The sequence below is a fragment of the Candidatus Enterococcus murrayae genome, assembly GCF_017315985.1.
Lineage (GTDB): Bacteria > Bacillota > Bacilli > Lactobacillales > Enterococcaceae > Enterococcus_A > Enterococcus_A murrayae.
In genome coordinates this window covers 67,576-90,599 of record NZ_JAFLVR010000004.1, presented here as the reverse complement: position 1 = coordinate 90,599, position 23,024 = coordinate 67,576, and the positions used below count along the sequence as shown (strand labels likewise).

23 protein-coding genes are annotated in these 23,024 nt (G+C 39.3%); 16 read left to right on the top strand and 7 right to left on the bottom strand.

The features are described 5' to 3' along the window. The first annotated feature begins 132 nt into the window (after positions 1-132). The 3 genes from rsmI to JZO85_RS02080 all read left to right on the top strand — a co-directional run bounded on the left by rsmI (position 133) and on the right by JZO85_RS02080 (position 2,721). Positions 133-987, top strand: coding sequence for a 16S rRNA (cytidine(1402)-2'-O)-methyltransferase (rsmI, locus tag JZO85_RS02090; protein ID WP_430732908.1), 855 nt, complete (start codon positions 133-135; stop codon positions 985-987). A gap of 152 nt (positions 988-1,139) precedes the next feature. Further along, entirely contained in the window at positions 1,140-2,354 is a 1,215-nt protein-coding gene (locus tag JZO85_RS02085; RefSeq protein WP_207106842.1) for an ammonium transporter, read from the top strand. 22 nt (positions 2,355-2,376) lie between these two features. Next, positions 2,377-2,721: a P-II family nitrogen regulator gene (locus tag JZO85_RS02080; protein ID WP_207106841.1), complete on the top strand. Its 345-nt coding sequence runs from the start codon at positions 2,377-2,379 to the stop codon at positions 2,719-2,721. 35 nt (positions 2,722-2,756) lie between these two features. On the opposite strand, the gene JZO85_RS02075 is transcribed toward JZO85_RS02080, so the two are convergent. Beyond that, positions 2,757-3,296 (bottom strand): SHOCT domain-containing protein, encoded by a 540-nt coding sequence (locus JZO85_RS02075; protein ID WP_207106840.1) that lies wholly within the window; start codon positions 3,294-3,296, stop codon positions 2,757-2,759. A 391-nt stretch (positions 3,297-3,687) separates the two neighbouring features. Here JZO85_RS02075 and JZO85_RS02070 point away from each other — a divergent pair, with 391 nt between their 5' ends. From JZO85_RS02070 to asnS, 6 genes are all read left to right on the top strand, one after another. Then, positions 3,688-4,791 (top strand): baeRF6 domain-containing protein, encoded by a 1,104-nt coding sequence (locus JZO85_RS02070; RefSeq protein WP_207106839.1) that lies wholly within the window; start codon positions 3,688-3,690, stop codon positions 4,789-4,791. A 191-nt stretch (positions 4,792-4,982) separates the two neighbouring features. Then, positions 4,983-5,183: a cold-shock protein gene (locus tag JZO85_RS02065; RefSeq protein WP_010745638.1), complete on the top strand. Its 201-nt coding sequence runs from the start codon at positions 4,983-4,985 to the stop codon at positions 5,181-5,183. A gap of 256 nt (positions 5,184-5,439) precedes the next feature. Further along, positions 5,440-8,193: a helicase C-terminal domain-containing protein gene (locus tag JZO85_RS02060; RefSeq protein ID WP_207106838.1), complete on the top strand. Its 2,754-nt coding sequence runs from the start codon at positions 5,440-5,442 to the stop codon at positions 8,191-8,193. A gap of 54 nt (positions 8,194-8,247) precedes the next feature. Then, positions 8,248-8,751: a cell wall elongation regulator TseB-like domain-containing protein gene (locus JZO85_RS02055; protein WP_207106837.1), complete on the top strand. Its 504-nt coding sequence runs from the start codon at positions 8,248-8,250 to the stop codon at positions 8,749-8,751. 27 nt (positions 8,752-8,778) lie between these two features. Continuing rightward, complete coding sequence (locus tag JZO85_RS02050; protein ID WP_207106836.1) at positions 8,779-9,966, top strand: pyridoxal phosphate-dependent aminotransferase; 1,188 nt, start codon at positions 8,779-8,781, stop codon at positions 9,964-9,966. Positions 9,967-10,005: 39 nt separating this feature from the next. Then, positions 10,006-11,304, top strand: coding sequence for an asparagine--tRNA ligase (gene asnS, locus JZO85_RS02045; RefSeq protein ID WP_207106835.1), 1,299 nt, complete (start codon positions 10,006-10,008; stop codon positions 11,302-11,304). 90 nt (positions 11,305-11,394) lie between these two features. Here the strand turns inward: asnS and JZO85_RS02040 are convergent, their stop codons facing one another. The 6 genes from JZO85_RS02040 to JZO85_RS02010 all read right to left on the bottom strand — a co-directional run bounded on the left by JZO85_RS02040 (position 11,395) and on the right by JZO85_RS02010 (position 13,480). Next, positions 11,395-11,595 carry a hypothetical protein gene (locus tag JZO85_RS02040; protein WP_207106834.1) on the bottom strand — a complete coding sequence of 67 codons (201 nt, stop codon included), beginning with the start codon at positions 11,593-11,595 and terminating at the stop codon, positions 11,395-11,397. A 17-nt stretch (positions 11,596-11,612) separates the two neighbouring features. After that, positions 11,613-11,864, bottom strand: coding sequence for a hypothetical protein (locus JZO85_RS02035; protein ID WP_207106833.1), 252 nt, complete (start codon positions 11,862-11,864; stop codon positions 11,613-11,615). An 18-nt stretch (positions 11,865-11,882) separates the two neighbouring features. After that, positions 11,883-12,083: a hypothetical protein gene (locus tag JZO85_RS02030; RefSeq protein ID WP_207106832.1), complete on the bottom strand. Its 201-nt coding sequence runs from the start codon at positions 12,081-12,083 to the stop codon at positions 11,883-11,885. Between the two features lie 17 nt (positions 12,084-12,100). After that, positions 12,101-12,301, bottom strand: a complete 201-nt coding sequence (locus tag JZO85_RS02025) for a hypothetical protein (RefSeq protein ID WP_207106831.1) — start codon at positions 12,299-12,301, stop codon at positions 12,101-12,103. 16 nt (positions 12,302-12,317) lie between these two features. Continuing rightward, positions 12,318-12,767, bottom strand: a complete 450-nt coding sequence (locus JZO85_RS23035) for a hypothetical protein (RefSeq protein ID WP_242550163.1) — start codon at positions 12,765-12,767, stop codon at positions 12,318-12,320. Between the two features lie 74 nt (positions 12,768-12,841). Next, positions 12,842-13,480, bottom strand: coding sequence for a TetR/AcrR family transcriptional regulator (locus JZO85_RS02010; protein ID WP_207106830.1), 639 nt, complete (start codon positions 13,478-13,480; stop codon positions 12,842-12,844). A 315-nt stretch (positions 13,481-13,795) separates the two neighbouring features. Between JZO85_RS02010 and JZO85_RS02005 the strand changes: the two genes are divergently transcribed. The 7 genes from JZO85_RS02005 to JZO85_RS01975 all read left to right on the top strand — a co-directional run bounded on the left by JZO85_RS02005 (position 13,796) and on the right by JZO85_RS01975 (position 22,891). After that, positions 13,796-15,853, top strand: a complete 2,058-nt coding sequence (locus tag JZO85_RS02005; protein ID WP_207106829.1) for a heavy metal translocating P-type ATPase — start codon at positions 13,796-13,798, stop codon at positions 15,851-15,853. A gap of 153 nt (positions 15,854-16,006) precedes the next feature. Beyond that, on the top strand, positions 16,007-16,447 hold the full coding sequence (locus JZO85_RS02000; RefSeq protein WP_207106828.1) for a CopY/TcrY family copper transport repressor: 441 nt from the start codon (positions 16,007-16,009) through the stop codon (positions 16,445-16,447). Between the two features lie 48 nt (positions 16,448-16,495). After that, on the top strand, positions 16,496-16,705 hold the full coding sequence (gene copZ / locus JZO85_RS01995) for a copper chaperone CopZ (RefSeq protein ID WP_207106827.1): 210 nt from the start codon (positions 16,496-16,498) through the stop codon (positions 16,703-16,705). Between the two features lies 1 nt (position 16,706). Continuing rightward, positions 16,707-18,881, top strand: a complete 2,175-nt coding sequence (locus tag JZO85_RS01990) for a heavy metal translocating P-type ATPase (protein ID WP_207106826.1) — start codon at positions 16,707-16,709, stop codon at positions 18,879-18,881. Positions 18,882-18,958: 77 nt separating this feature from the next. Further along, positions 18,959-21,040: a heavy metal translocating P-type ATPase gene (locus tag JZO85_RS01985; RefSeq protein WP_207106825.1), complete on the top strand. Its 2,082-nt coding sequence runs from the start codon at positions 18,959-18,961 to the stop codon at positions 21,038-21,040. A 109-nt stretch (positions 21,041-21,149) separates the two neighbouring features. Then, the gene (locus JZO85_RS01980) at positions 21,150-22,178 is read left to right on the top strand and encodes a winged helix-turn-helix domain-containing protein (protein WP_207106824.1); all 1,029 of its coding nucleotides are present in this window, start codon (positions 21,150-21,152) and stop codon (positions 22,176-22,178) included. A 182-nt stretch (positions 22,179-22,360) separates the two neighbouring features. Continuing rightward, a complete protein-coding gene (locus tag JZO85_RS01975; RefSeq protein ID WP_010745652.1) occupies positions 22,361-22,891 on the top strand; it encodes a hypothetical protein in 531 nt (176 codons plus the stop codon). The last annotated feature ends 133 nt before the right edge of the window (positions 22,892-23,024 follow it).

The following is a 23,024-nucleotide window of genomic DNA, read 5'->3' as shown; positions in this document are numbered from 1 at the left end:
TATTAGTGGGTATGACGCTGCTTATGGTCACACCCGCTTTTTTTGTTGCAAGGTACAAGAGCATAATTAGGCTGCTAGTATGAAATTTTTGATAAGAAAATAAATACCTTAAAATGAGTTAGGAGAATGACTGTGAGGATTCAACGAAGTTTTGCGAAAAAAGTCGGGACGTTATACTTAGTTCCGACACCTATTGGCAATTTGGAGGACATGACCTTTCGAGGAATAAAGACGTTGCAAGAAGTCGATTTGATTGCTAGTGAGGATACGCGTAATACCCAAAAATTATTGAATCATTTTGAAGTAAAAGTATCGCAAAAAAGTTTGCACGAGCACAACTATAATGAACGTATCCCAGAACTGCTAGCTTTTTTAGAAAGTGGAAAATCAATTGCTCAAGTAAGTGATGCAGGCATGCCTTCTATTAGTGATCCGGGGCATGAATTAGTAGTTGCCTGTATTGAAAGAGATATTCCTGTCGTTGCTTTGCCAGGTGCAACCGCAGGGATGACCGCTTTGATTGCATCAGGATTACTGCCGCAACCATTTTATTTTTATGGTTTTCTGCAGCGAAAAAGAAGCTCTCAGAAAAAAGAGCTGGAAGATTTGAAAAAACAGATGGCGACGTTGATTTTTTATGAGTCTCCCCATCGAGTCAAAGAGACATTAAAGAATGTTTTAGAAGTTTTCGGTAACCGCGAAGTGGTGATCTGTCGTGAGTTGACTAAGCTTTACGAGGAATATTTACGAGGAACGGCAGAAGAGTTGATTGAATACTTGTCCGAGCACTCCCTGAAGGGCGAATGTTGCTTGCTAATTTCAGGAGCAGTGGAGATAGCTGAAGAGGAAGTTTTTGAAGGTACGCTAAAAGAACAAGTCGAAGAGTTGATTTCAGAAGGTACTTTGACGAAAGAAGCGATCAAATCAGTAGCAAAGCGTCATGGACTGAAAAAACAAGCTGTCTATAAAGAATATCATGGATTATAAGAGCAGGATGGCCATCCTGCTCTTTCTTTATGTAAACTTTTCTGACATGAAAAGTCATTAAATTAGAAAAATATGAAGAAAAAGAGATAAAACTCTTTTTTTATCTGGAAATGATGTTAGAATATTTAACATAAAAAGAATGGAGTGATTCGATGGCAGCAAATATTGCATTTATTTTGATTTGTTCTGGACTAGTTTTTCTCATGACCCCCGCTTTGGCTTTTTTCTACGGTGGATTGGAACGACGGAAAAATATTCTGAACACGATGATGATGGTAATTTGTACAATGGGATTAGCTTCCTTGATTTGGGTGATTATTGGTTACTCGTTATCATTCAGCGGCGGCGGAGATTTTATTGGTAATCTGGACAAAGTCTTTTTTAATGGAGTCTCTATGTCAAAAGGAGATGGTATTCCAGAAGGACTGTTTGCATTCTTCCAAATGATGTTCGCTTTAATCACAACAGCAATTTTAACAGGATCAGTTGCCGGTCGAATGCGCTTTTCTGCAATTTTCTTATTTATTGCGATTTGGTTAGTTGTGGTTTACTTCCCTATGGCGCATATGGTTTGGGGCGGAGGTTTCCTCGATAAAATCGGTTCGGTTGATTTTGCTGGGGGAAATGTCGTGCATATTAGCTCTGGGATTTCTGGTTTAGTTTTAGCAATCGTGTTAGGTCGCCGCCGTGAATATCATCTTGGTGATTATCGCCCGCATAATGTACCCTTTGTTGTTTTGGGAACAGGGTTATTGTGGTTTGGGTGGTTTGGATTCAATGGAGGATCAGCCTTGGCAGCCGACAGTTTGGCGATTCATGCAATGATTACCACTAATACAGCAGCAGCTTGTGCGATGCTATCTTGGATGCTGATTGAGAAAATTTTAAATGGTAAGCCAACTGTGGTAGGCGCTTGTACTGGGGCTGTGGTTGGTCTAGTCGCTATTACACCGGGTGCCGGGTTTGTATCGATTTGGTCGAGCTTACTGATCGGGGCACTAGTAAGTCCATTTTGCTATTTCTTTATTTCAGTTATTAAACAGAAACTAGGTTTTGATGATGCTTTAGATGCATTTGGCTGTCATGGGGTCGGTGGGATTTTTGGCGGAATCGTTACAGGAATATTTGCAGACCCTTCAATTGGTGGGAGAACTGGACTCATTTATGGAGAAACTCACTTATTTATTGCGCAAATCGAAAGTGTCCTTTTTACGTTAGTTTTTGCAGGCGTAGCTAGTTACCTGATTATTTCGTTAATCAGAGTCTTCATGCCAATTCGAGTGTCACAGCAAGAAGAGGCGTTGGGATTGGATCAGATCGAGCATGATGAAAATGCTTATCCAACATTTATGGGTATGGATTCTTAAGATTAGTAAAGAGGGGGAAGCTATGAAAAAAGTTGAAGCAATTATCAGACAAGAAAAATTGGAAGAAATCAAAGCAGTTATTGATCAGGAAATCGAAGTAAATGGTATGACGGTCAGCCAAGTGTTAGGATGTGGGTTACAAAAGGGGCAGAAAAGCTATGTTCGAGGACAAGAAATCATCACTACATTGTTGCCTAAGGTATCAGTGAGTTTTATTTTAGCGGATGAAGATGTGGAACGAGTGATCGATTTGATTTTAGAAACCTGTCAGTCGGAGGAATGTGGAACAGGAAAAATTTTTGTTTATCCGATTGAAGAGGTAATCCGAATTCGTACACGTGAAACAGGTCAGGCCGCCATCCAATAAAAATTGTCCAAGAGTTCTGCTCTTGGACAATTTTTTTATTCAAGGATATCTTCTTTTATTTTAGTAAATTCTTCTTTGGTCAATAACCCTTGATCTAAGAGTTCTTTCATTTTTAGGAGCTGTTCAGCTTTACTTAACTGATCTTCGTCAGTACTCTTTTTAGTCGCTTGCTGAATCGATTCTTTCAACTTTGCCAAAATGGTTGGAGCTTCATCTTCGGTTAAAACAATCTTGAGTGTTCCTTCCAAAGAAGTAATTTCCAATAGATCTAGGCTTGTCTCCTTGGTCAGGCGAAGCTCGTGCATATTTGCTAAAGGAATCATTTTAAAATCATCGCCGATCATTTTCTTTTGACCCATGATAAAACGTTGATTAGTTAAGGCATAAGCATAAAATCCTTCGTTTTTAGTAGCGGAAGTTCGATTATGTAGACCGATAAAGCAAACCAGAATCTCTTCATCTGCGCTTAGATGTTTTTCTAATACTGAAAAAAGTTTCATGCTCCATTGACGATCAGAACCTGAGAAAAACCCCGTATTTTGACAAAATTGATACATTTCTTCAGCAGTTTTCATGACATACTCCTTTATTTTACTAATTCCAGTTTAGCAAAACTTGTAAACGCACACAAATATTTTTCAAAATAAGTGCGAAACGCAACTGAAACATAAAAAAACCACCATAGCCGTCACTATGGTGGAAATGAAGGTTGTTATTTACTCTTGGTAGGAGTAAGTATGAAAAAACCAATTCGGGATAATTGGTATATTTTTATGATATAGCAAATGCTCAACGAAATCATGAATAGCTGTTTGTTAATCACTAAGAAATGTATTAGAAAAAACTTATGCAAATTCCAGTGAAATTTTTCGAATAATTTCATAATGCAAGGGTTGCGTTTCGTTTTAAGGAATTTAGCAGCTATGGTACACTTGGATTGGAAGATTTAAATAGGAGGGTACATTTATGGCAAATATCAGTAAAAAGTTACTAACTGAATTGACTTCAGAAGAAGCAACAGGTCCGTTTATCACATTTATGTTAAACACTCATCATGCGCATCAAGATGTTGAGAAAGATCAAATCATGTTTAAAAACTTTGCTAAAGAAGCGAAAAAACGTTTCGAGAAAAAATACACTGATCACAGCTTTGAACCATTCCAAGAAAAAATCGATCAACTACTTGCAGATGGAGATTTCTGGCGCAGCGGAACAAAAAGTGTTGCGGTGATTTTAACCACAGATGAAACATACATTCATCGATTAAATATTTCTGTTGATGATCAATATTATGTAAGTGAGTTGCCTTATTTATTGGCAATCATAAAAAATGCTCAATTCAACTATGCATATTATTTAATGACTCTAAATAGAGATTCCATGAAACTTTATTTTGTTCGCAATAAAGAAGTGAAGATGGTCGAACTTCCAGATGATGCACCGATGGATATTGTGACTGCTTTAGGCGATGAACTGACTGGCGGAGATTTAAACGTCTCAGCTCGTGGAGGAGAAGTCGGGAGTTACCATGGTGTAAATGCAAAGGATGAAGAAGTTGAAATTGACTGGGTCAATTATTATCAGGCCGTCGATAATTTCATAAAAGAGTTAGATAATCCGGATCAGTTACCGTTATATCTTTTTGCCCTTCCGGAGAATCAAACACAATTTAAAAAGATTGCGAAGAATCCATATTATTCAGACAAGGCAGCGATCAATGGATCGCCAGCTCAAGCGAATATCAATGAAATTAAACAAGAATCAGAAAAACTTTCTGATCAGCTTGCGGATATTGAAACACAAACATATCAAAAATTGATTAACCGGAAGTTTGTTGATCAATTGGTTGATATCGTTCCAGCGGCAAAAGAAGGTAAGATTTCTCATTTGTTTATCGCAACTTCAAATCTTGTAGACGGTTTTGGGGAAGATCCAGATGTAGAATATGATCGTCGTCAAGTACTCAATGAAATTGCTGATAATGTTATCAAAAATGGTGGGCAGGTCTTTGTTCTAGACCAAAAAGATGCACCGGATGAGAAAAGCTTATTGGCGATTTTACGGTATTAGTGTTTAAATATTTCAAATACATTAAGAAAAAGTTTTTTGAGCGATAACCTAGTGTTATCGCTTTATATGTGTTATACTTCTAAGTGTAGTTTTTGTACGGTAATATTGGCAAGTTTGTTTCAGACAACATCTTTCCTATTTCACCATTCAAGTAATTACAAACTAATTTTTATCCTAGGAGGATGTTTAACATGGAACAAGGTACAGTAAAATGGTTCAACTCAGAAAAAGGCTACGGATTTATCACTGCTGAAAACGGAAATGACGTATTCGTACATTTCTCAGCAATCCAAGGCGACGGCTTCAAAACTTTAGAAGAAGGTCAAGCAGTGACTTTCGACGTTGAAGAAGGCCAACGTGGACCTCAAGCTACAAACGTTAACAAAGCTTAATTAAGTAGACTTTTATGCCAGATGCGAAAGCATCTGGCTTTTTTTGTTTAAATTATTTTGGAATCGTTTTAACCAAAGAACTTTCTTGTAGAAAGTGGTACTATTCAGATATAATGCGTGAGGAAGGCTTTAGTTGTTGGCGACGAACTTTATCCCCAGTTCTTTTAAAAATTGGTAGATGAGAGGCTCCGACAGTAAGGTCATTTTTTGAGATTTTATAAGAATAGTGCACGATTTCAAGGAAGGAGGGATACGTGTGAAGAAAAATTATGCAGTCGTTGATATTGAGACAACAGGAACTGATCCAAAAACTGATCGGATCATTCAGTTCGGATGTGTGTTAATCGAAGATGGTAAGATCGTGACCCATTTTTCGACAGATATTAACCCAGATCAAAATATACCGGCACAAATTCAAACGCTGACTGGCATCACTAATCAGCGAGTTCGAAAAGCCCCTTATTTTGAAGATGTGGCTCAAACGATTACTAATTTACTAGCGGATACAGTTTTTGTAGCCCATAATATTCATTTTGATTATCCCTTTTTAAGTAATGAACTGGAACGTTGCGGAATGCCGCCGTTAACAATTCCTGGTATTGATACTGTCGAACTTGCACAGGTGTTTATGCCAACGTCGCTAAGTTTTCGGTTGAAGGATTTAGCAGAAGAACTGGATTTGGTTCATGAGAATCCCCATCAGGCTGATAGTGATGCGGATGTTACCGCTCAATTATTATTATATCTAGAGTCTAAAATAAAAGAGTTGCCGATTATTACGTTAGAAAAAATTATTGCTACTGCTGATCAGATGGCGTTTCAAACAAAAGGCTATTTAGAAGATTGTTTGATAGAAATGCAAATTAATCCAAAACCATTATCAAATGATTTGACCATCATTCATGGCTTGGCTTTGCGAAAAAAAAGTGTTCCGCTTTTTTCAGAGAGTTATTTTGGTACGAAAGCCTATCCTCGATCACGTAAGTCGAAAGAAAAAGTTTATCAAGGGGAATTGGATTTTCGAAAAGAACAGGCTCGCTTGATGAATCTAGTTTACGATTTTTTTAATAAAAAGGAAGATAAGAATATTTTGGTGGAAGCGGCAACTGGGATTGGTAAAACATTAGGCTACTTGCTGCCGATGAGTTTTTTAGCAACACCAGAAAAGCCGATAGTGGTCAGTACGGTATCATTATTGCTTCAGGAGCAGATATTGAAGCACGATCTGCCGTTGATTAACAGATTACTGGATCAGCCGTTGCAAGCAGTGGTAATGAAGAGCAGTCGACACTATATTGATTTGGAGCGTTTTTATCAAAGTTTCCAAAAGAAATCAGAGCAAAAGCAATACACATTTTATCAAATGGCTCTGCTTGTGTGGTTGACGCAGACAGAAACAGGCGACTTTGATGAACTAAATATGACCAGCCTGAAGCATCCCTTTTGGCAAGAAGTATCGCATTTAGGAACGCATACTTTAAATCCAAGCAGTCCATTTTACAATGTAGATTTTATTCGTCATCGTCAGGAAAAATTGGCACAAAGCAACTTGATTGTTACAAATCATGCCTATTTAGCACAGGAGGATCAGCGAAAAGAACCTCAATTGCCCAAAAGTCCTTATTTAATCATTGATGAAGCCCATCATTTAAATCGAGTATTGGAGAGAATCACCAGTCAGCAGTTCAATCTTTTGTCGATCCAACGCGCGTTTCATCGTTTGCTAGATGATCATAAGTTTTCTGCTTGGCAGTCGTTAGTCCAAAAAGATCAGCAAACCCGGCATACACTTGAAATTTTTCAAGATGTACTGCAGGAGCTGGATGAAGATTTGACAGATTTCTATCAAATTTTCAAAGAGGAATATCCTGCAGAGGATGAACGTTTGATCACGAAAGATATGATTGATCAATTATCTTTAGCGGGTGAACAAGTAATACAGCGAATTAGCCGTCTGTATCAAGATGCATTAGCATTAGGTGATCAAATGCAGGCGTACTTTATGGTTTACAAAGAGACGTTTGGGATTAAAGAGCAGGCGGAATGGAGTGATCTTCAAGCTTTACTGGATAGTTTAGAGCAACAACAAACCGCTTTTGAGGCTTTTAGCGAAAAGTGGGATACTCGCTACATTCATTGGTTCAGTGCCAAACGAAAAAACTTTCAAGTCCAAGATTTAGAAGCTTCACTAATCAGCGAGACCAAATGGTATGAACGTTACAGGCAGATTCTTTACTTGGGCGGAACGTTAAAAATCGGCAGTGATCGTCATTATTTTGCAAAACGCTGGGGGATTCCAGAGACAGCTTTGAAAATTATCAGCAGTCCATATGATTATGCTGAGCAAGCTCGATTATACTTGCCGACGAATAGTATCAGTATCCAGTCGACATCACCAGATCACTATGCAAATTATGTGGCTGGGGTCGTTCATAAAATGGCAGAGAGTCAGAAACGACCGATTTTGGTATTATTCACCTCTCATGACATCTTGAATCGGGTTTATCAGCGAGTTCGGGTTCCTTTATTAAACGAAGGAAGAGAGGTTTTGGCTCAAGGGATTGGCGGCAGCCGTGAAAAGCTGCTAAAACGATTTTTACTTTCAAAAGATGCCCTGCTATTTGGTGCCGATAGTTTTTGGGAAGGAATTGATCTTCCAGGTGAAATTTTGCAGATATTGATCGTCACACGTCTGCCATTTGAAAATCCGCAGCGGCTTCAAGTCAAAGCTCGCAACGATTTCTTGGCGGCAGAAGGCATTAATCCCTTTTTCCAAGAAGCCGTACCCCATGCGGCACTTCGTTTGCGTCAAGCATTAGGACGTTTGATTCGATCGGATGAGGATAAAGGGGTAATGCTCTTATTAGACCAACGTTTCCTCACTGCCAAATATGGTGAAAAATTACGAAAGGCATTGCCAAAGGAATTACCAATCAAACAATTGCCATTGGAAGAAATTCTGGCAGAGACAGATCAATTTTTAAATTCTGACAAAAGTGACGAGAAATAATGAGGGAGAGCTCTTCTTTTGGTATAATGTAGCTTGTCTGAGAGGAGTATGATTTTGGATACGAATAGTGCAGGACAACAAAAGCTTAACCGTTGGCTGTTAGGAATCGTGACTTTTTTATTGATCATCATCGTGGCAGCGACAATGATTTTTATTCGTTCAAATCGTCCGATGCAGCAAGCCAAAAAGGAAGCTGTTCAAATGGCTGAAAAATATGCCGACTTAAAAACGGTGGACCAGTTCTATTGGTTTAATCGAGAAAAAACTTATTTTACCGTCACCGGTGAAAACAACACTGGCGAATCAATCATCGTGATTGTTCCGAAATCGGGAGAAAAGGTTCGCGTCCTTAATCAAAAGGATGGGCTGACGGAACAACAAGCGGAAAAACGTTTTGAGAGCGATAATCCGGATTTGACTTTTGAAAAGGCGAATCTAGGTATCTACCGTGATCAAACTGCATGGGAGATCACTGCAAAGGATGATCAAGGCGCGATTTATTATTACTTGCTAGCATTTAATGACGGCAAGACAATCAAAGTTATCAAAAAAATCTAAAAAATCTTGGTAGGGGAGTTATCAGTTATGAAATTATCACAGCGTGTAACAAACTTAGAACCATCCGTCACTTTAGCAGCAACCGCCAAAGCCAAAGAGTTGAAGGCCCAAGGATTAGACGTCATTAGCTTGACTGTTGGGGAACCAGATTTCACTACACCTGAAAATATCGAGCAGGCAGCAATTGATGGGATCAAGAGCGGTAAAGTTAGCTTCTACACCGCTTCTGGCGGGACACCAGAATTGAAGTCTGCGATCGTCGAATTCACTAAGAAAAATTATGATTTGACAATCGAACCGAAAAACATTATTGTGACCAGCGGTGCAAAATTTGCGTTGTATACCTTATTCCAAACAATTTTGGATGCTGGGGATGAAGTGATTATTCCTGTTCCTTACTGGGTGAGTTATGGAGAACAAGTCAAACTAGCCCAAGGAATTCCAGTTTTTGTTGCGGGAAATCAACATAACGACTATAAGATCACCATTGATCAGCTTGAAGGTGTTCGAACAGAGAAAACGAAGGCGATCATTCTAAATTCACCATCAAATCCTACGGGCATGATTTATACCGAGGAGGAGTTGCGGGAAATCGGTGAATGGGCAGTTCGTCATGAGTTGTTGATAGTCTCAGATGATATTTATGATCATCTTGTTTATAATGGGAACGAAGCACCGCATATGGCTTCCTTATCTGACGAGATTTTCCATCATACGGTGATCATCAATGGGGTATCGAAAACTTATTCAATGACTGGTTGGCGAATTGGCTATGCGATTGGAAATGCTGAAATCATTGGTGGAATGACTTCAATTGCTTCTCAAGCGACAAGCAATCCAACAGCAGTCAGCCAAGTAGCTGCAGCGGAAGCCTTGGCTGGTGAGCAGGAGACTGCAGAAAAAATGCGTCAGGCGTTTGAAGAACGTTTAAATACGATCTATCCCAAGGTCGCTGATTTGCCAGGCTTCAAATTAAAAAAACCACAAGGTGCATTTTATCTGTTTCCAAATATCAAGGAAGCAATGGAAATGGGCGGATATGATAATGTGACGACTTGGGTTAACGATTTGTTGGAGCAAGAGCACGTTGCATTGGTAACAGGAGAAGGTTTTGGATCAGCTGATAGTGTACGGATGAGTTATTCGACTAGTTTGGAAGACTTGGAAGAAGCTGTTGTGCGGATTCGCCGTTTTATTGAAAATAGTAAGAAGTAAGGACATCATTTCGGGATAAATATGTTAGGAGAGACATTTGTGGAACAAATTCAAATCATCGATGCCAAGAATCATGTTGGCGAAACAGTAAAAATCGGCGCTTGGGTCGCTAATAAGCGCTCAAGCGGGAAAATTTCTTTTTTACAATTGCGTGATGGAACAGCATATTTCCAAGCCGTTGTTGTGAAAAGTGAAGTACCTGAAGAAATTTTTCATTTAGCCAAAGAATTGACACAGGAAACGTCGATCATTGTGACTGGAGAAATTCGAGAAGACACACGATCAAAATTTGGATATGAATTAGGAGTAAAAGAAATTGAAGTGATTGGCGAAAGTCACGATTACCCAATTACTCCAAAAGAACATGGTGTGGATTTCTTGATGGATCATCGTCACTTGTGGTTGCGTTCATCCCAGCAACATGCGATTATGCTAATCCGCAACGAGGTGATTCGTGCGACTTATGAATTCTTCAACAACAATGGATTTGTAAAAGTTGATCCGCCAATTTTAACAGGTTCAGCTCCTGAAGGTACAAGTGACTTATTTGAAACGAACTATTTTGATCACAAAGCGTATTTATCACAAAGCGGTCAATTATACATGGAAGCAGCTGCCATGGCGTTGGGAAAAGTTTTCTCATTTGGTCCAACCTTCCGTGCTGAAAAGTCAAAAACTCGTCGTCACTTGATTGAGTTTTGGATGATCGAACCAGAAATGGCCTTCATGCATCAAGAAGATAGTTTAGAAGTGCAAGAACAATATGTAGCTTACTTAGTTCAGAATGTTTTAGACAACTGTGATTACGCCTTAGATGTACTAGGCCGTGATAAGGAAATATTGAAAAACTATACCAAACTTCCTTATCCACGAATCTCTTACGATGATGCGATCGAGCTATTGAAGAAAAATGGTTTTGACGATATTGAATGGGGTGAAGATTTTGGTTCACCACATGAAACATTTATTGCGAATTCTTTTGATCGACCAGTCTTTATTTTGAATTATCCAAAAGCAATCAAACCATTCTACATGAAGCCACATCCAACTCGTGAAGATGTCGTGATTTGTGCCGACTTGATTGCGCCAGAAGGTTATGGTGAGATCATTGGTGGTTCAGAACGTGCGACAGATTATGATTTCTTACTAGAACAAATTCGTGAAGCTGGGTTAAACGAAGAAGAGTATTCGTGGTACTTAGATTTACGCAAATATGGTACTGTGCCCCATTCAGGTTTCGGTTTAGGACTTGAACGGACGATCACATTTATCGCAGGTATCGATCATGTACGTGAAGCGATCCCATTCCCACGTCTATTGAATCGTATTTATCCATAGAAAAGGTTTCTGCAGCTAGATTTAATAATAGAAGCAACAAGCAAAGCGTCGAAGATTTCCTCGACGCTTTTTTTCTGCAACTATTTTAATTTAGAATCCGATTCTTTCGAACAGTGAACTGTTTTTATCATCTTTATGCTGGAAATAGATGGGATCAAGATGGTCATCTTGTTCTTTAAGATCTGTCGTTATGACTGTTTTGATCTGATCTTTGTCGATATTCTTTTCGACGACTTGGGATGCAGCTCCTAGAGTGATTAACGTCATTGCGGCGATGGCTAGCTTTTTCATTGTTATTTCATCCTCATTTATCCGAAAATTTTTCCTTTAATTTCGCTTTTTATCAAGTCGAAGAAATGGACCATGACTTTTGAACAGGTTTCTTCTGGTAGCGAGATCTCGTTAGTGATAGATTCGACGATTGCGGCTAAATGCTTTCTAGAGTAGCGGGTGATATTTTCATTACAGTAATTTTCGTAGCTTTTCAAGATGGCTTCAACTGTTGGAAATGATTCATTTGTTTGGTTCGCTAAAGTTTTGATTGTTTGTGTGTTGTTCATAATAGTTTCCTCCCTTAATTAGAATCCGATTTTCTTAGCTAAAGTATCTTCTGCGTCATCGTCATGGCCGTAATCGATCCCATTGTCTTTTTCATCTTGTTCTTTCAGGCTTGTGGTAACGACTGTTTTAACTTCCTCTTTGTCGATGTTCTTTTCGACGATTTGAGAAGCAGCTCCTAATGTGAGTAATGTCATAGCGATAATTGTTAGTTTTTTCATTTTTAATATCCTCCTAATTAAAATCCGATTTTTTCAAATAATGAGCTGTTTTTGTCGTCATCATGTTGGAAGTAGATGGGATCAAGTTCGTCATCTTGTTCTTTGAGGTTCGTGCTAACGACTGTTTTAACTTCCTCTTTGTCGATGTTTTTTTCGACGATTTGAGAAGCAGCTCCTAATGTGAGTAATGTCATAGCGATAATTGTTAGTTTTTTCATTTTAATATCCTCCTAATTAAAATCTGATTTTTTCAAATAATGAGCTGTTTTTGTCGTCATCATGTTGGAAGTAGATGGGATCAAGCTCGTCATCTTGTTCTTTCAGGTTCGTGGTAACGATTGTCTTAACTTCCTCTTTGTCGATGTTTTTTTCGACGATTTGAGAAGTCGCTCCAAGTGTGATCAATGCCAATGTGATAACTGCTAGTTTTTTCATTTTAAAGCTCCCCTTTAGGTTTTTATTTTTTACTAAGTCAAAGAAATGGATCATGACTTTTGAACACGTTTCTTCTGGTAAGGCTGTTTCAGCAGCGATGAATTCAGTGATTGCTGCTAAATGTTTTCTAGAATAGCGAGTGATGTTTCTGTTGCAGTAGTTTTCATAGCTTTCTAAGATTGCTTCAACCGTTTGGATGGCTTCATTTGTTTGCGCCGCTAAAGTTTTGATTGTCTGTGTGTTATTCATGATAATTCCCTCTTTTCCAGACCGACTGCCGGTCATTTCAAGTTTAATAGATAAACTCAACAGATAGTGTTGAGTTATGAAATAAAGATTTTTTGAAGTTCTTGTACTGTTCGGTTATAAGGATGAATCTCAGGATTGACCGCTAGCGACTTAAAAAATAGATCCGTTGCAGCGATGACACGATTTTGAATAGCTTCAGATGTTAAATTTTCAAGGTTATCAAACATTGTCTGAAGTCCTGCGACTAAAAACTGGATGCTTTCTAATGGATAATCTGTTTTGAATTCGTCATGTTGTTTGCCTTCTTCGATGATCTCTGCTAGTACTGGGCAGACCTGATTGATTGTTCCTTCGAGAGCACGTTGCTTCATTAAAGCATTTTCTGGCATTTGGAACTTATCAACGATTTCTTCCTTATGAGTATCTTCTGAAACATTTTGTGAAAGGAAGTTGATCAATTTTTCTAATGCTGTTCCATCTGACTCCTGAATTTCTTTGGCTCGGTTGATTTCCTGATCAATGATTTGACCGATGACAGCGTCTAAAACTTCTTCTTTGGAAACGAAGTAGTGATAGAAGGTACCTTTGGCGATGCCGATTCTTTTTAAAATGTCGTTGACGGTCGTTTTGTTGAATCCTTTAGTTAAGAAGAATTCCTCTGCTGTCGCGATGATCTCATTTCTTCGTTCATCATGCTCTTTTACGATTCGCATGTTATCAACTCCTTATTCGTAGTTTAGTTCGATTCTCATGCCGTATATCATTCTACTAATTTTGCTGAAGCAAGAAGTAGTTCTGAACCGACTGTCGGTCGCTTTCTATATCTTTATAATACCGACCGCAGGTCTAGTTGTCAACATTTTTTCGAAAAGAATTTTTTAAAATTTTAAAAATGCTGATATATCAAGGATTATTGGCACAATTAGTTTCTTGAAAAAGCTTTCTTTTCCGCTTGACACATGAGCGGTCACTCATATATAATATGCATGAAGAATCATTCATGTGTAATTCAGAGAGAAGGGAAACTCATGGAAAAGGTATATCGGTTAGACGGATTGGATTGTGCGAACTGTGCAGCGAAGATAGAACGTTCAGTACAGCAAATCAAGGGCGTTGAGCAAGCTCAGGTAGATTTTATGAGCACGAAGCTGACGATCGTTGCTCCTGAAAAGGATATTGAACGAATCAGTGACGAGGCGAAAGAAATTGTTAATAAGCTCGAGCCGGATGTGGAAGTTAATAATATTCAGACGGAAAAAGAAGAAGAAAGCTCTAAAGGGAAGATCATTCAAATTGCAGTAGCGGTTGCGGCTTTGGGATTCTTAGCTATCTTTACACCAGCAATGCCGTGGAGTCTTGTTGCCTATTTGATTCTATATTTATGGATTGGCTATGATGTCTTGAAGACCGCGATTATGAATATTTTCCATGGTGAGCTTTTCGATGAAAATTTTTTGATGGCTGTTGCGACGATTGGAGCAATCGCGATCGGTGAATATCCAGAAGCAGTCGCCGTTATGCTGTTTTATCAAGTGGGTGAATTTTTCCAAGACTATGCGGTGGCGAAATCAAGAAAATCCATTAGTTCGCTGTTAGCGATTCGGCCAGACTCAGCAAATTTGATCCAGGATGGCGCAGTCAAGAAGGTTGCGCCGGAAGTGATCAAGGTTGGTGATCGTATTTTGATCAAGCCGGGAGAAAAGGTTCCTTTAGACGGTATTGTAATAGAAGGAAACTCGATGCTGGATACGTCGGCATTAACTGGGGAATCTGTTCCTCGGAGTATTTATCCAGATGAACAGATATTGAGCGGCTTCATTAATCAAAGCGGCCAATTAACCGTTGAAGTTACGACGACCTTTGGTGAATCGACGGTCAGCAAGATCTTGGATTTAGTGGAGAATGCCAGCAGTAAGAAAGCACCTGCTGAAAACTTTATCACGAGCTTTGCCCGATACTATACACCAATTGTGGTTGGATTGGCAGCTTTATTGGCAATTGTTCCACCTCTTGTTACTGGTGATCCGTTTTATGATTGGGTTTATCGAGCGCTAACGTTTCTAGTTATCTCTTGTCCTTGTGCGCTGGTTATTTCTGTTCCGCTGAGCTTCTTTGGCGGGATTGGCGGTGCCAGCAAGGCAGGAGTGTTGATTAAAGGCAGTAATTATATAGAAACATTAGCCAATGTGGAAACCCTAGTCTTTGATAAAACAGGGACATTGACAAAGGGTGTCTTTGAGGTTCAAAGTGTTGAGACGACTATCAACAAGAAGGATTTCTTACGGTATGTAGCCAGTGCCGAACAAAATTCCAGCCATCCAATTGCGCAATCAATTGTGAATTATGTCAGTCAACCCTTATCACCAGTCAGTCAATTGGAAGAAATCGCTGGTTTCGGCATTTCAGTTGAGATTGAAGGGCATCGTTTCTTAGTCGGCAATGAAAAGTTGTTAGAGAAATACGATATCTCATTCCGAATAGATGATGAGATTGGGACGATTGTTTATGTTGCAATGGATGATAAATATATCGGACACTTAGTAATCGCGGACGAGTTGAAGGAGCATGTTGCTGAAGCGTTGACCGAAGTGAAAAATCTTGGTGTGAAACGGACGATTATGCTGACTGGAGACAATCGCGGAATCGCCGATGCCATTGGTAAGAAGATCGGGATTGACCAAGTCTATAGTGAATTGTTACCAGAAGACAAGGTTACTCATTTAGAAGATGAATTAAAACGTGAAACGAAGACAGCGTTCGTGGGCGATGGGATGAATGACGCACCAGTATTGGCACGGGCGGATATCGGAATCGCGATGGGTGGACTTGGTTCTGATGCAGCGATTGAAGCTGCTGATGTGGTCATTATGGATGACCAGCCGGAAAAAATTCCGGTTGCAATTCGAATCGCACGCAAAACGATGGGGATTGTGAAACAAAATATCGTTTTTGCGATCGGTGTGAAGGTGCTTGTATTAATCTTAGGAGCTTTGGGATTTGCGACGATGTATGCGGCTGTTTTTGCTGATGTTGGGGTAACAGTGATCGCAGTGTTAAACGCGATGCGGTGTTTGAGAATTAAATAATTGATGCAAGAGCTTTGTGGCTGTTTTTTGTCACAAGGCTTTTTTGCTTTCTTAAAATTAAAGAAAAAAATTTATTATATTAGTTGACGAATGACGATTACAACTGTAAACTAAAAGTGTAGATTACATTTGTAAACGAAAGAGGTGAATTTTATGACTATGACGACGACACCAATCAAAATCAGTGATTCAGAATGGGAAGTTATGCGGGTGGTTTGGACGCAGGAGTCTACTACGGCACAGAGTATTATTGATATTCTTGGGCAAACGATGGACTGGAAGCCAGCAACAATCAAGACACTATTAGGACGCTTAGTAAAAAAAGAGGCATTACGAACAGAGCAGTCTGGAAAAAAATATATATATTATCCGGCCATCAGTGAAGGAGAAACAGTCAAAAGTGCAACTGAGAATTTGTTTTCCCATATTTGTGCTAAACGAATCGGAGAAACCATCGCTGAATTGATTGCAGAGGCAGAATTAACTGATGCAGATGTCGAACAAATCAAACAGCAGCTGGTAAATAAGAAGACTGTAGAAAAAATTGAGTGTAATTGCATCCCCGGACAATGTGAATGCAGGAATCATCAATAGAATGGATGATTCAAATAAAAGAGATAAAAAAGAATGGAGACGAAAAAAATGAAAAAACAATTTGCGATTAAAGGAATGAGCTGTAATCACTGTGTGGCAAACGTAGAAAAGGCGATAAATGGTTTGGAAGGTATTGATAAGGTGAAGATCAATCTGAAGAAGGAGCAAGGAACCGTAAAATTCGATGATTCAAAAGTTTCAGCAGACCAAATCGCTTCAGCAGTAACTGAAGCAGGGTATGAGACTGAGGTGATTTAAAGTGGCAGACGCAACAGTAGAAACATTTGCTATTACTGGTATGACTTGTGCCAACTGTTCTGCTCGAGTGGAAAAGGAACTGAAGGCAACTGAGGGTGTATTAGAGGCAAATGTGAATCTAGCAACAGAAAAAGCGACGGTTCAATTTAATGATAGCTTGACCACAGAAAAGTTGATTCAACGAGTCGAAGCAATCGGGTATGGTGCGATACTGTTTGATGATGCCCATAAGCAAAAGATCGAACAGGAAAAAGCAGCTTACTTAAAAAAGATGAAACGCGATTTAATCTTGAGTGCAGTTTTGACGGCTCCTTTGATGATTGCAATGATTGCGATGCTGCTAGGCAGTCATGCGGGCTGGGTGCATTTTCTGCATTTGCCTCTTGTTCAGCTAATTTTAGTCACGCCAGTTCAATTTGGTGTCGGACAGCGCTTTTATCGCGGTGCTTATCATGCTTTGAAGACAAAAGCACCGAATATGGATGTCTTAGTGGCGATGGGAACATCCGCAGCATTTGCATTAAGTATATATAACGGTTTCTTCAACCCTTATAATTCGGATTTGTATTTTGAAAGCAGTGGCATGATTATTACACTGATTTTGCTAGGCAAGTATTTGGAGCAAAAGGCGAAAACAAAGACGAGTGATGCAATCAAACAACTTATGAGTCTGCAGGCTAAGACGGCAACTATCATCGTTGATGGAGAAGAAAAGCAAGTTCCAATTGAAGATGTACAGGTAGGGGATCTTCTTCGCGTTCGACCTGGAGAGCAGATTCCAGTTGATGGAAAAATATTTGCCGGACAAACAACAATCGATGAAAGTATGCTGACAGGCGAGAGCTTGCCAGTTGATAAAATGATCGACGATCAGGTTTTTGGAGGAACAGTCAACACGACTGGGAGTATACAGTTTAATGCGACACAAGTTGGAAGTATGACGGTACTTTCTCGGATTATTCGAATGGTGGAAGATGCACAAGGAGAGAAAGCGCCAATCCAACAGATTGCTGATAAAATCTCAAAAGTTTTTGTTCCAACTGTTTTAGTAATCGCCTTAATTACCCTGATAGCGACAGGTCTTTTGACTGGCGATTGGCAGCAAGCGATTGTCCACAGCGTATCTGTCCTAGTAATCGCTTGTCCCTGTGCTTTAGGTTTGGCGACACCAACAGCAATTATGGTAGGGACTGGCTTAGGCGCGAAGTCAGGCATTCTAATCAAGGGCGGCGGTGCGCTAGAAAAAATTGCCCATTTGACAACAATTGTTTTAGATAAGACCGGTACGATTACTGAAGGAAAACCTGTAGTGGCAGATTTTGAAGCATTTGATTCTCAGGCTTTGGTGTATCTAACAAGTTTGGAACAACAATCGGAGCACCCACTAGCAAAAGCCATCTATCTTTATGGGAAAGATCAGGTAGAAATTTTGCCAGTCGAAAATTTTGAGAGTTTGACAGGGCAGGGTGTTACTGGATTGATTAACGGAGGCTCTTATTTTGTTGGATCAAAGCGTGGCTTGAGAGAGCGGAAAATTTCATTTCCTGAAGAACGTGTGTTAGCGTTAGAAGAAGAAGGAAAAACAGTCATGTTTTTGACCAATCAAAAACAATTGTTGGCGATGATTTCGGTAACGGATCAAGTCAAGCAATCTTCTAAAGCTGCTATTGAGGCATTACATGAGCTAGGTATTAAAGTGAAAATGTTGACTGGCGATAATCCGCAGACAGCTCGTTATATAGGCGGACAAGTTGGTTTGGAGGCATCAGATATCATTGCTGAAGTCTTACCTGAGGATAAAGCACAAGTTGTTAAAGAGCTTCAGACAGAAGGCGAATCGGCAGGTATGGTTGGTGATGGGATTAATGATGCGCCAGCTCTAGCGTTAGCTGATATTGGTATTGCGATGGGGAGCGGGACAGATATCGCAATGGAGACAGCAGATATCACATTGATGAACAGTGATCTTTTGTCAGTTGAGAAAAGTATCCGACTATCAAAATTAACATTAAGAAAAATCAAACAAAACTTATTTTGGGCGTTTCTATATAATGTGATTGGTATTCCATTCGCCGCATTAGGATTTTTGAATCCAATTATTGCTGGCGGTGCGATGGCTTTTAGTTCGGTTAGCGTATTGCTGAACTCGCTCAGCTTAAATCAGAAAAAATTGTAGGATGACCATTCCGCTTTTCGTAGTTACTGAGATTGGTTATATATAGGTTCAATGAAATGAATTAGGAGGGATTTGTGATGAAGCAAGGAGAAAAAATGGATGAATCGATGGAAAACGCTCATTCGATGAGTGGACACGACCATCACGATATGAATCATGGAATGAGCGAGCATGATCATCACGATATGGATCATGGAGGAATGGATCATTCAATGCATATGGGAAATTTCAAACAGAAGTTTTGGCTCTCACTTGTTTTGTCGATCCCGATCATCGTTCTTTCACCAATGATGGGGATGAAGCTGCCATTCCAATTTACCTTTCCTGGCTCTGAATGGGTCGTGTTGGTTTTGGCAACGATTCTCTTTGTTTATGGCGGACAGCCTTTTTTGAGCGGCGCTAAAATGGAATTAAAAATGAAGAGTCCAGCCATGATGACCTTGATTGCGATGGGGATATCAGTGGCATATATCTATAGTTTATATTCGTTTGTTGCCAATAAGGTTAATCCGCATGACCATGTGATGGATTTTTTCTGGGAATTAGCGACCTTGATCGTAATCATGCTGTTGGGGCACTGGGTAGAAATGAGTGCTGTTTCTAATGCTAGCAATGCGTTAAAGAAACTGGCGGAATTATTACCGGACGAAGTTACTAAACTTGAGGCCGATGGTGCGACCCAAAAAGTAAAACTGCAAGATGTTCATTCGGGTGATCTTTTGCTTGTACGTGCCGGAGATAAGATGCCGACTGATGGTAAAATTACCGATGGTTCAACGATTGTGGACGAGTCAGCAGTAACCGGTGAATCCAAAGGCGTTCAGAAAAATATCGGTGATACGGTTATCGGCGGATCTGTTAATGGTGACGGGACGATTCAGGTAGAGGTGACCGGAACAGGCGAAGATGGTTATCTAGCAAAAGTTATGACCATGGTGAAGGAAGCACAGCAAGAAAAATCGAAGCTTGAATCGATTTCTGATAAAGTAGCCAAATGGTTGTTCTATGTAGCATTAGCTGCGGGTATCTTGACCTTTATCGCTTGGCTGATCGTTGCTGATCTGCCGCAAGCCTTGGACAGGATGGTGACGGTCTTTGTTATTGCTTGTCCACACGCGTTAGGATTAGCTATTCCTTTAGTTATTGCTCGTTCTACTTCGTTAGCTGCTAAAAATGGTCTATTATTGAAAAGTCGTCAAGCATTGGAACAAGGGAATCAATTGGACTATGTGTTCTTGGACAAGACGGGAACATTGACAGAGGGGAAATTTACAGTGACTGGTGTGGAGGAACTAGCCGATATGGATAAATCTGAAGTACTGAAATATATCGGTGCTTTAGAAAGTCAGACCAATCACCCACTAGCAGTCGGGGTCATGAATTATTTGAATTCGTCAAACATCTCCCCTTATCAAGCACAAGATGTCTCCACCTTAAAGGGTGTTGGAGTTAGAGGTACGGTGGAAGGCCACCAAGTTATTTTAGCTAATCAGAAGGAAATTGAGAAACGTCAATTAAGTTTTGATCAAGAAAGATTGAATGAATATCAAGCTCAAGGCAATACGATATCTTTTCTATTGATTGATGATCAGCTGATTGCTTTCTTCGCGATGGGCGATACATTAAAGGAACAAGCTCGAGACTTTATCAAGAGCTTGCGGAATGTTGGCATCGAACCTGTTATGTTGACTGGTGATAATAAATCAGCTGCTGAAGCTGTAGCTAATTACTTGGATATTAAAGAATTTTATAGTGAGCTTCTGCCAGATGATAAAGAAAAAATTATCAAGGACTATACCGACAAAGGTAAGAAGGTAATGATGGTGGGTGATGGAATCAATGACGCTCCTGCCTTGGCGAGAGCTTCTATTGGTATGGCGATTGGAGCAGGTACCGACATTGCAATTGATTCTGCCGATGTTGTTTTGACTAACAGTAATTTACAGGATATCTTAAAATTTGTACGTTTAGCAAAAAAAACACACAGTAAAATGATCCAAAATCTTTGGTGGGGAGCAGGCTATAATATTTTAGCGATCCCGCTTGCTGCAGGTGTTTTAGCTCCATTGGGAATCCTCTTAAGTCCTGCGGTTGGTGCGATTTTGATGTCTTTAAGTACAATTATTGTGGCAATCAATGCCATGACACTAAACGTCTGATTATTCAGACGCTTTTTTTTTTTGCAAAAAGTTGAATAAAAACTTTCCCATGTTTTGTGCTATTTTTAAATTAGAGGAATTGCAATGAACAGAAAAGGGGATATAAAATATGATCTGGCAATTTATAATGAGAAAGAAAAATCAACGACAGCTACAATTAATTGCATTACTAAGAGAAGAACGATATACGGTAGGAGAATTAGCTAAGCATATAAAGACAAGCCCGAGAACAGTTTTACGACATCTTGATGAATTGCAGCAAAAGGGATATGTTTCAAAAGGAAAATATTGGCAGATAGATCAGCAGTACGAAACAAAATATTCAGAACTTTACCGAGGATTATTGATGGCTGATCCACGTTTTCAACTGTTTCGACAATATCTTTGGGGACACGCTTCAACGGAAATCGAATATAACAAATTTAAAGAGCTAAATCAGCATTTGCTTTGCTTGAATCTTTCAGCCAATCGTCGAACGGGCAATTTATTGGGAGAACAAGGGTTAATATTTTTGTTACAGCTGCGCTATTTGAGAGATTTCTATTATTTTGAGGAGCATGAGATTTATCAGCAGATAGATTATTATTATCGAAATTATCCTGGAGTGCCGATTAATAAAGCTCTATTCCCTGATGAATCAGTTATTGAATCCTTCATTGAAGAATTTGGTATAGAGTCGAAGTTTGCGGAGTTTTTCTTCTTTGATCATATGCGCTATCATTTTCAGCTTTTTACGGATTTTTATCATTGTCATCGAAACTATCAAACGGATTTATATCTAGAAGTGCAGCAAGCGACTCAAATTATTAAGGAGGTACTTGCTTTTGAAAGTGAAGTACTAAAAAATACATTCACGGTTAAGCTTTTTGATCTATTTTTTGGAATACATCAAGGGCTTCCATTAATAATATTCAATCTGAAATGGGAACAAGGTGCTGTAGCAGAAACGTATTATCGTCTTGGCAAAGAGTTAAAGCGGCAGATCCCTATGTTGACTAATTGCCGAGTGGACGAATTGGCGTTAGCTTTGAAAAATATTGTTTTTACAAGCTATCATGTGGCGCTAACAACAACCCCAAATCTAGCTTCTTCATTTTCGATTCAAGAACGATATGAGAAAATTATATGTTCTAAATAAGGAAAGTAAGATGAAGATTTTTCTTCAAGAAAGGTTATGCTATAATGATGAAGACTACGTAAAGGATGCCATTTTAGTTCGTGTGACGCTACTATTTTTCGCGCGAATAATAAAATGAGGTACAGATAAAAGAGAATTTAGCTCTTTCGTTAGAGAGGCTATGAAATTAGGAGGAGAGCAGAGTGGGATTACGAAAACTAGATGTTCCGACATCTTCGATTACAGAAGTAAAAAAATCACCAATGGATGTTTTTGCTCAAGCTCGCAAGGCGGAGACTGGTGTTTATATCTTTAACCGTGAAAAAATTGCTGGTGTAATGCTTACTAAAGAACAATATGAAGCGTTGGTGGAGGAATTAAATACTTTACGAGATACTTTATATCAGCCAGTAGAACGAGAATTACCAGTTCCAGAAGAATTAGAAGAGTTGGCAACGGCGTTGAGAACAACTCTAGCAAAGGGCTCAGTTATCTCTGCTAGGTATTTAGATGAACGAATGGTGGCCACAGGATTCATTACCAAAAAAACTGGGTTCGGCGGTGTGACGGAAATGATGAAAGAGCTGGAAGATACGGGGAAAATTATCTATCAGCTGCGTCGGCGTGAGCATAATAAAGTCATTTACGCTGAAATTTTCGGCGAACCCCAAGAATTTCAACGAGGATCTGCTGACAAGCTGATGATCCGTAAAGTTAATCTGATTGAACGATAGACAGTGAAAACTGTCTTTTTTTTGATTTAGCAGATTAGTCGAATAGTATGTATACAAAATCGGCTGAATTCCCCACACTAGAAAAAATACTACTATAAATGAGTTCGCTAAAGTTGAGTGCTATCATTTTATT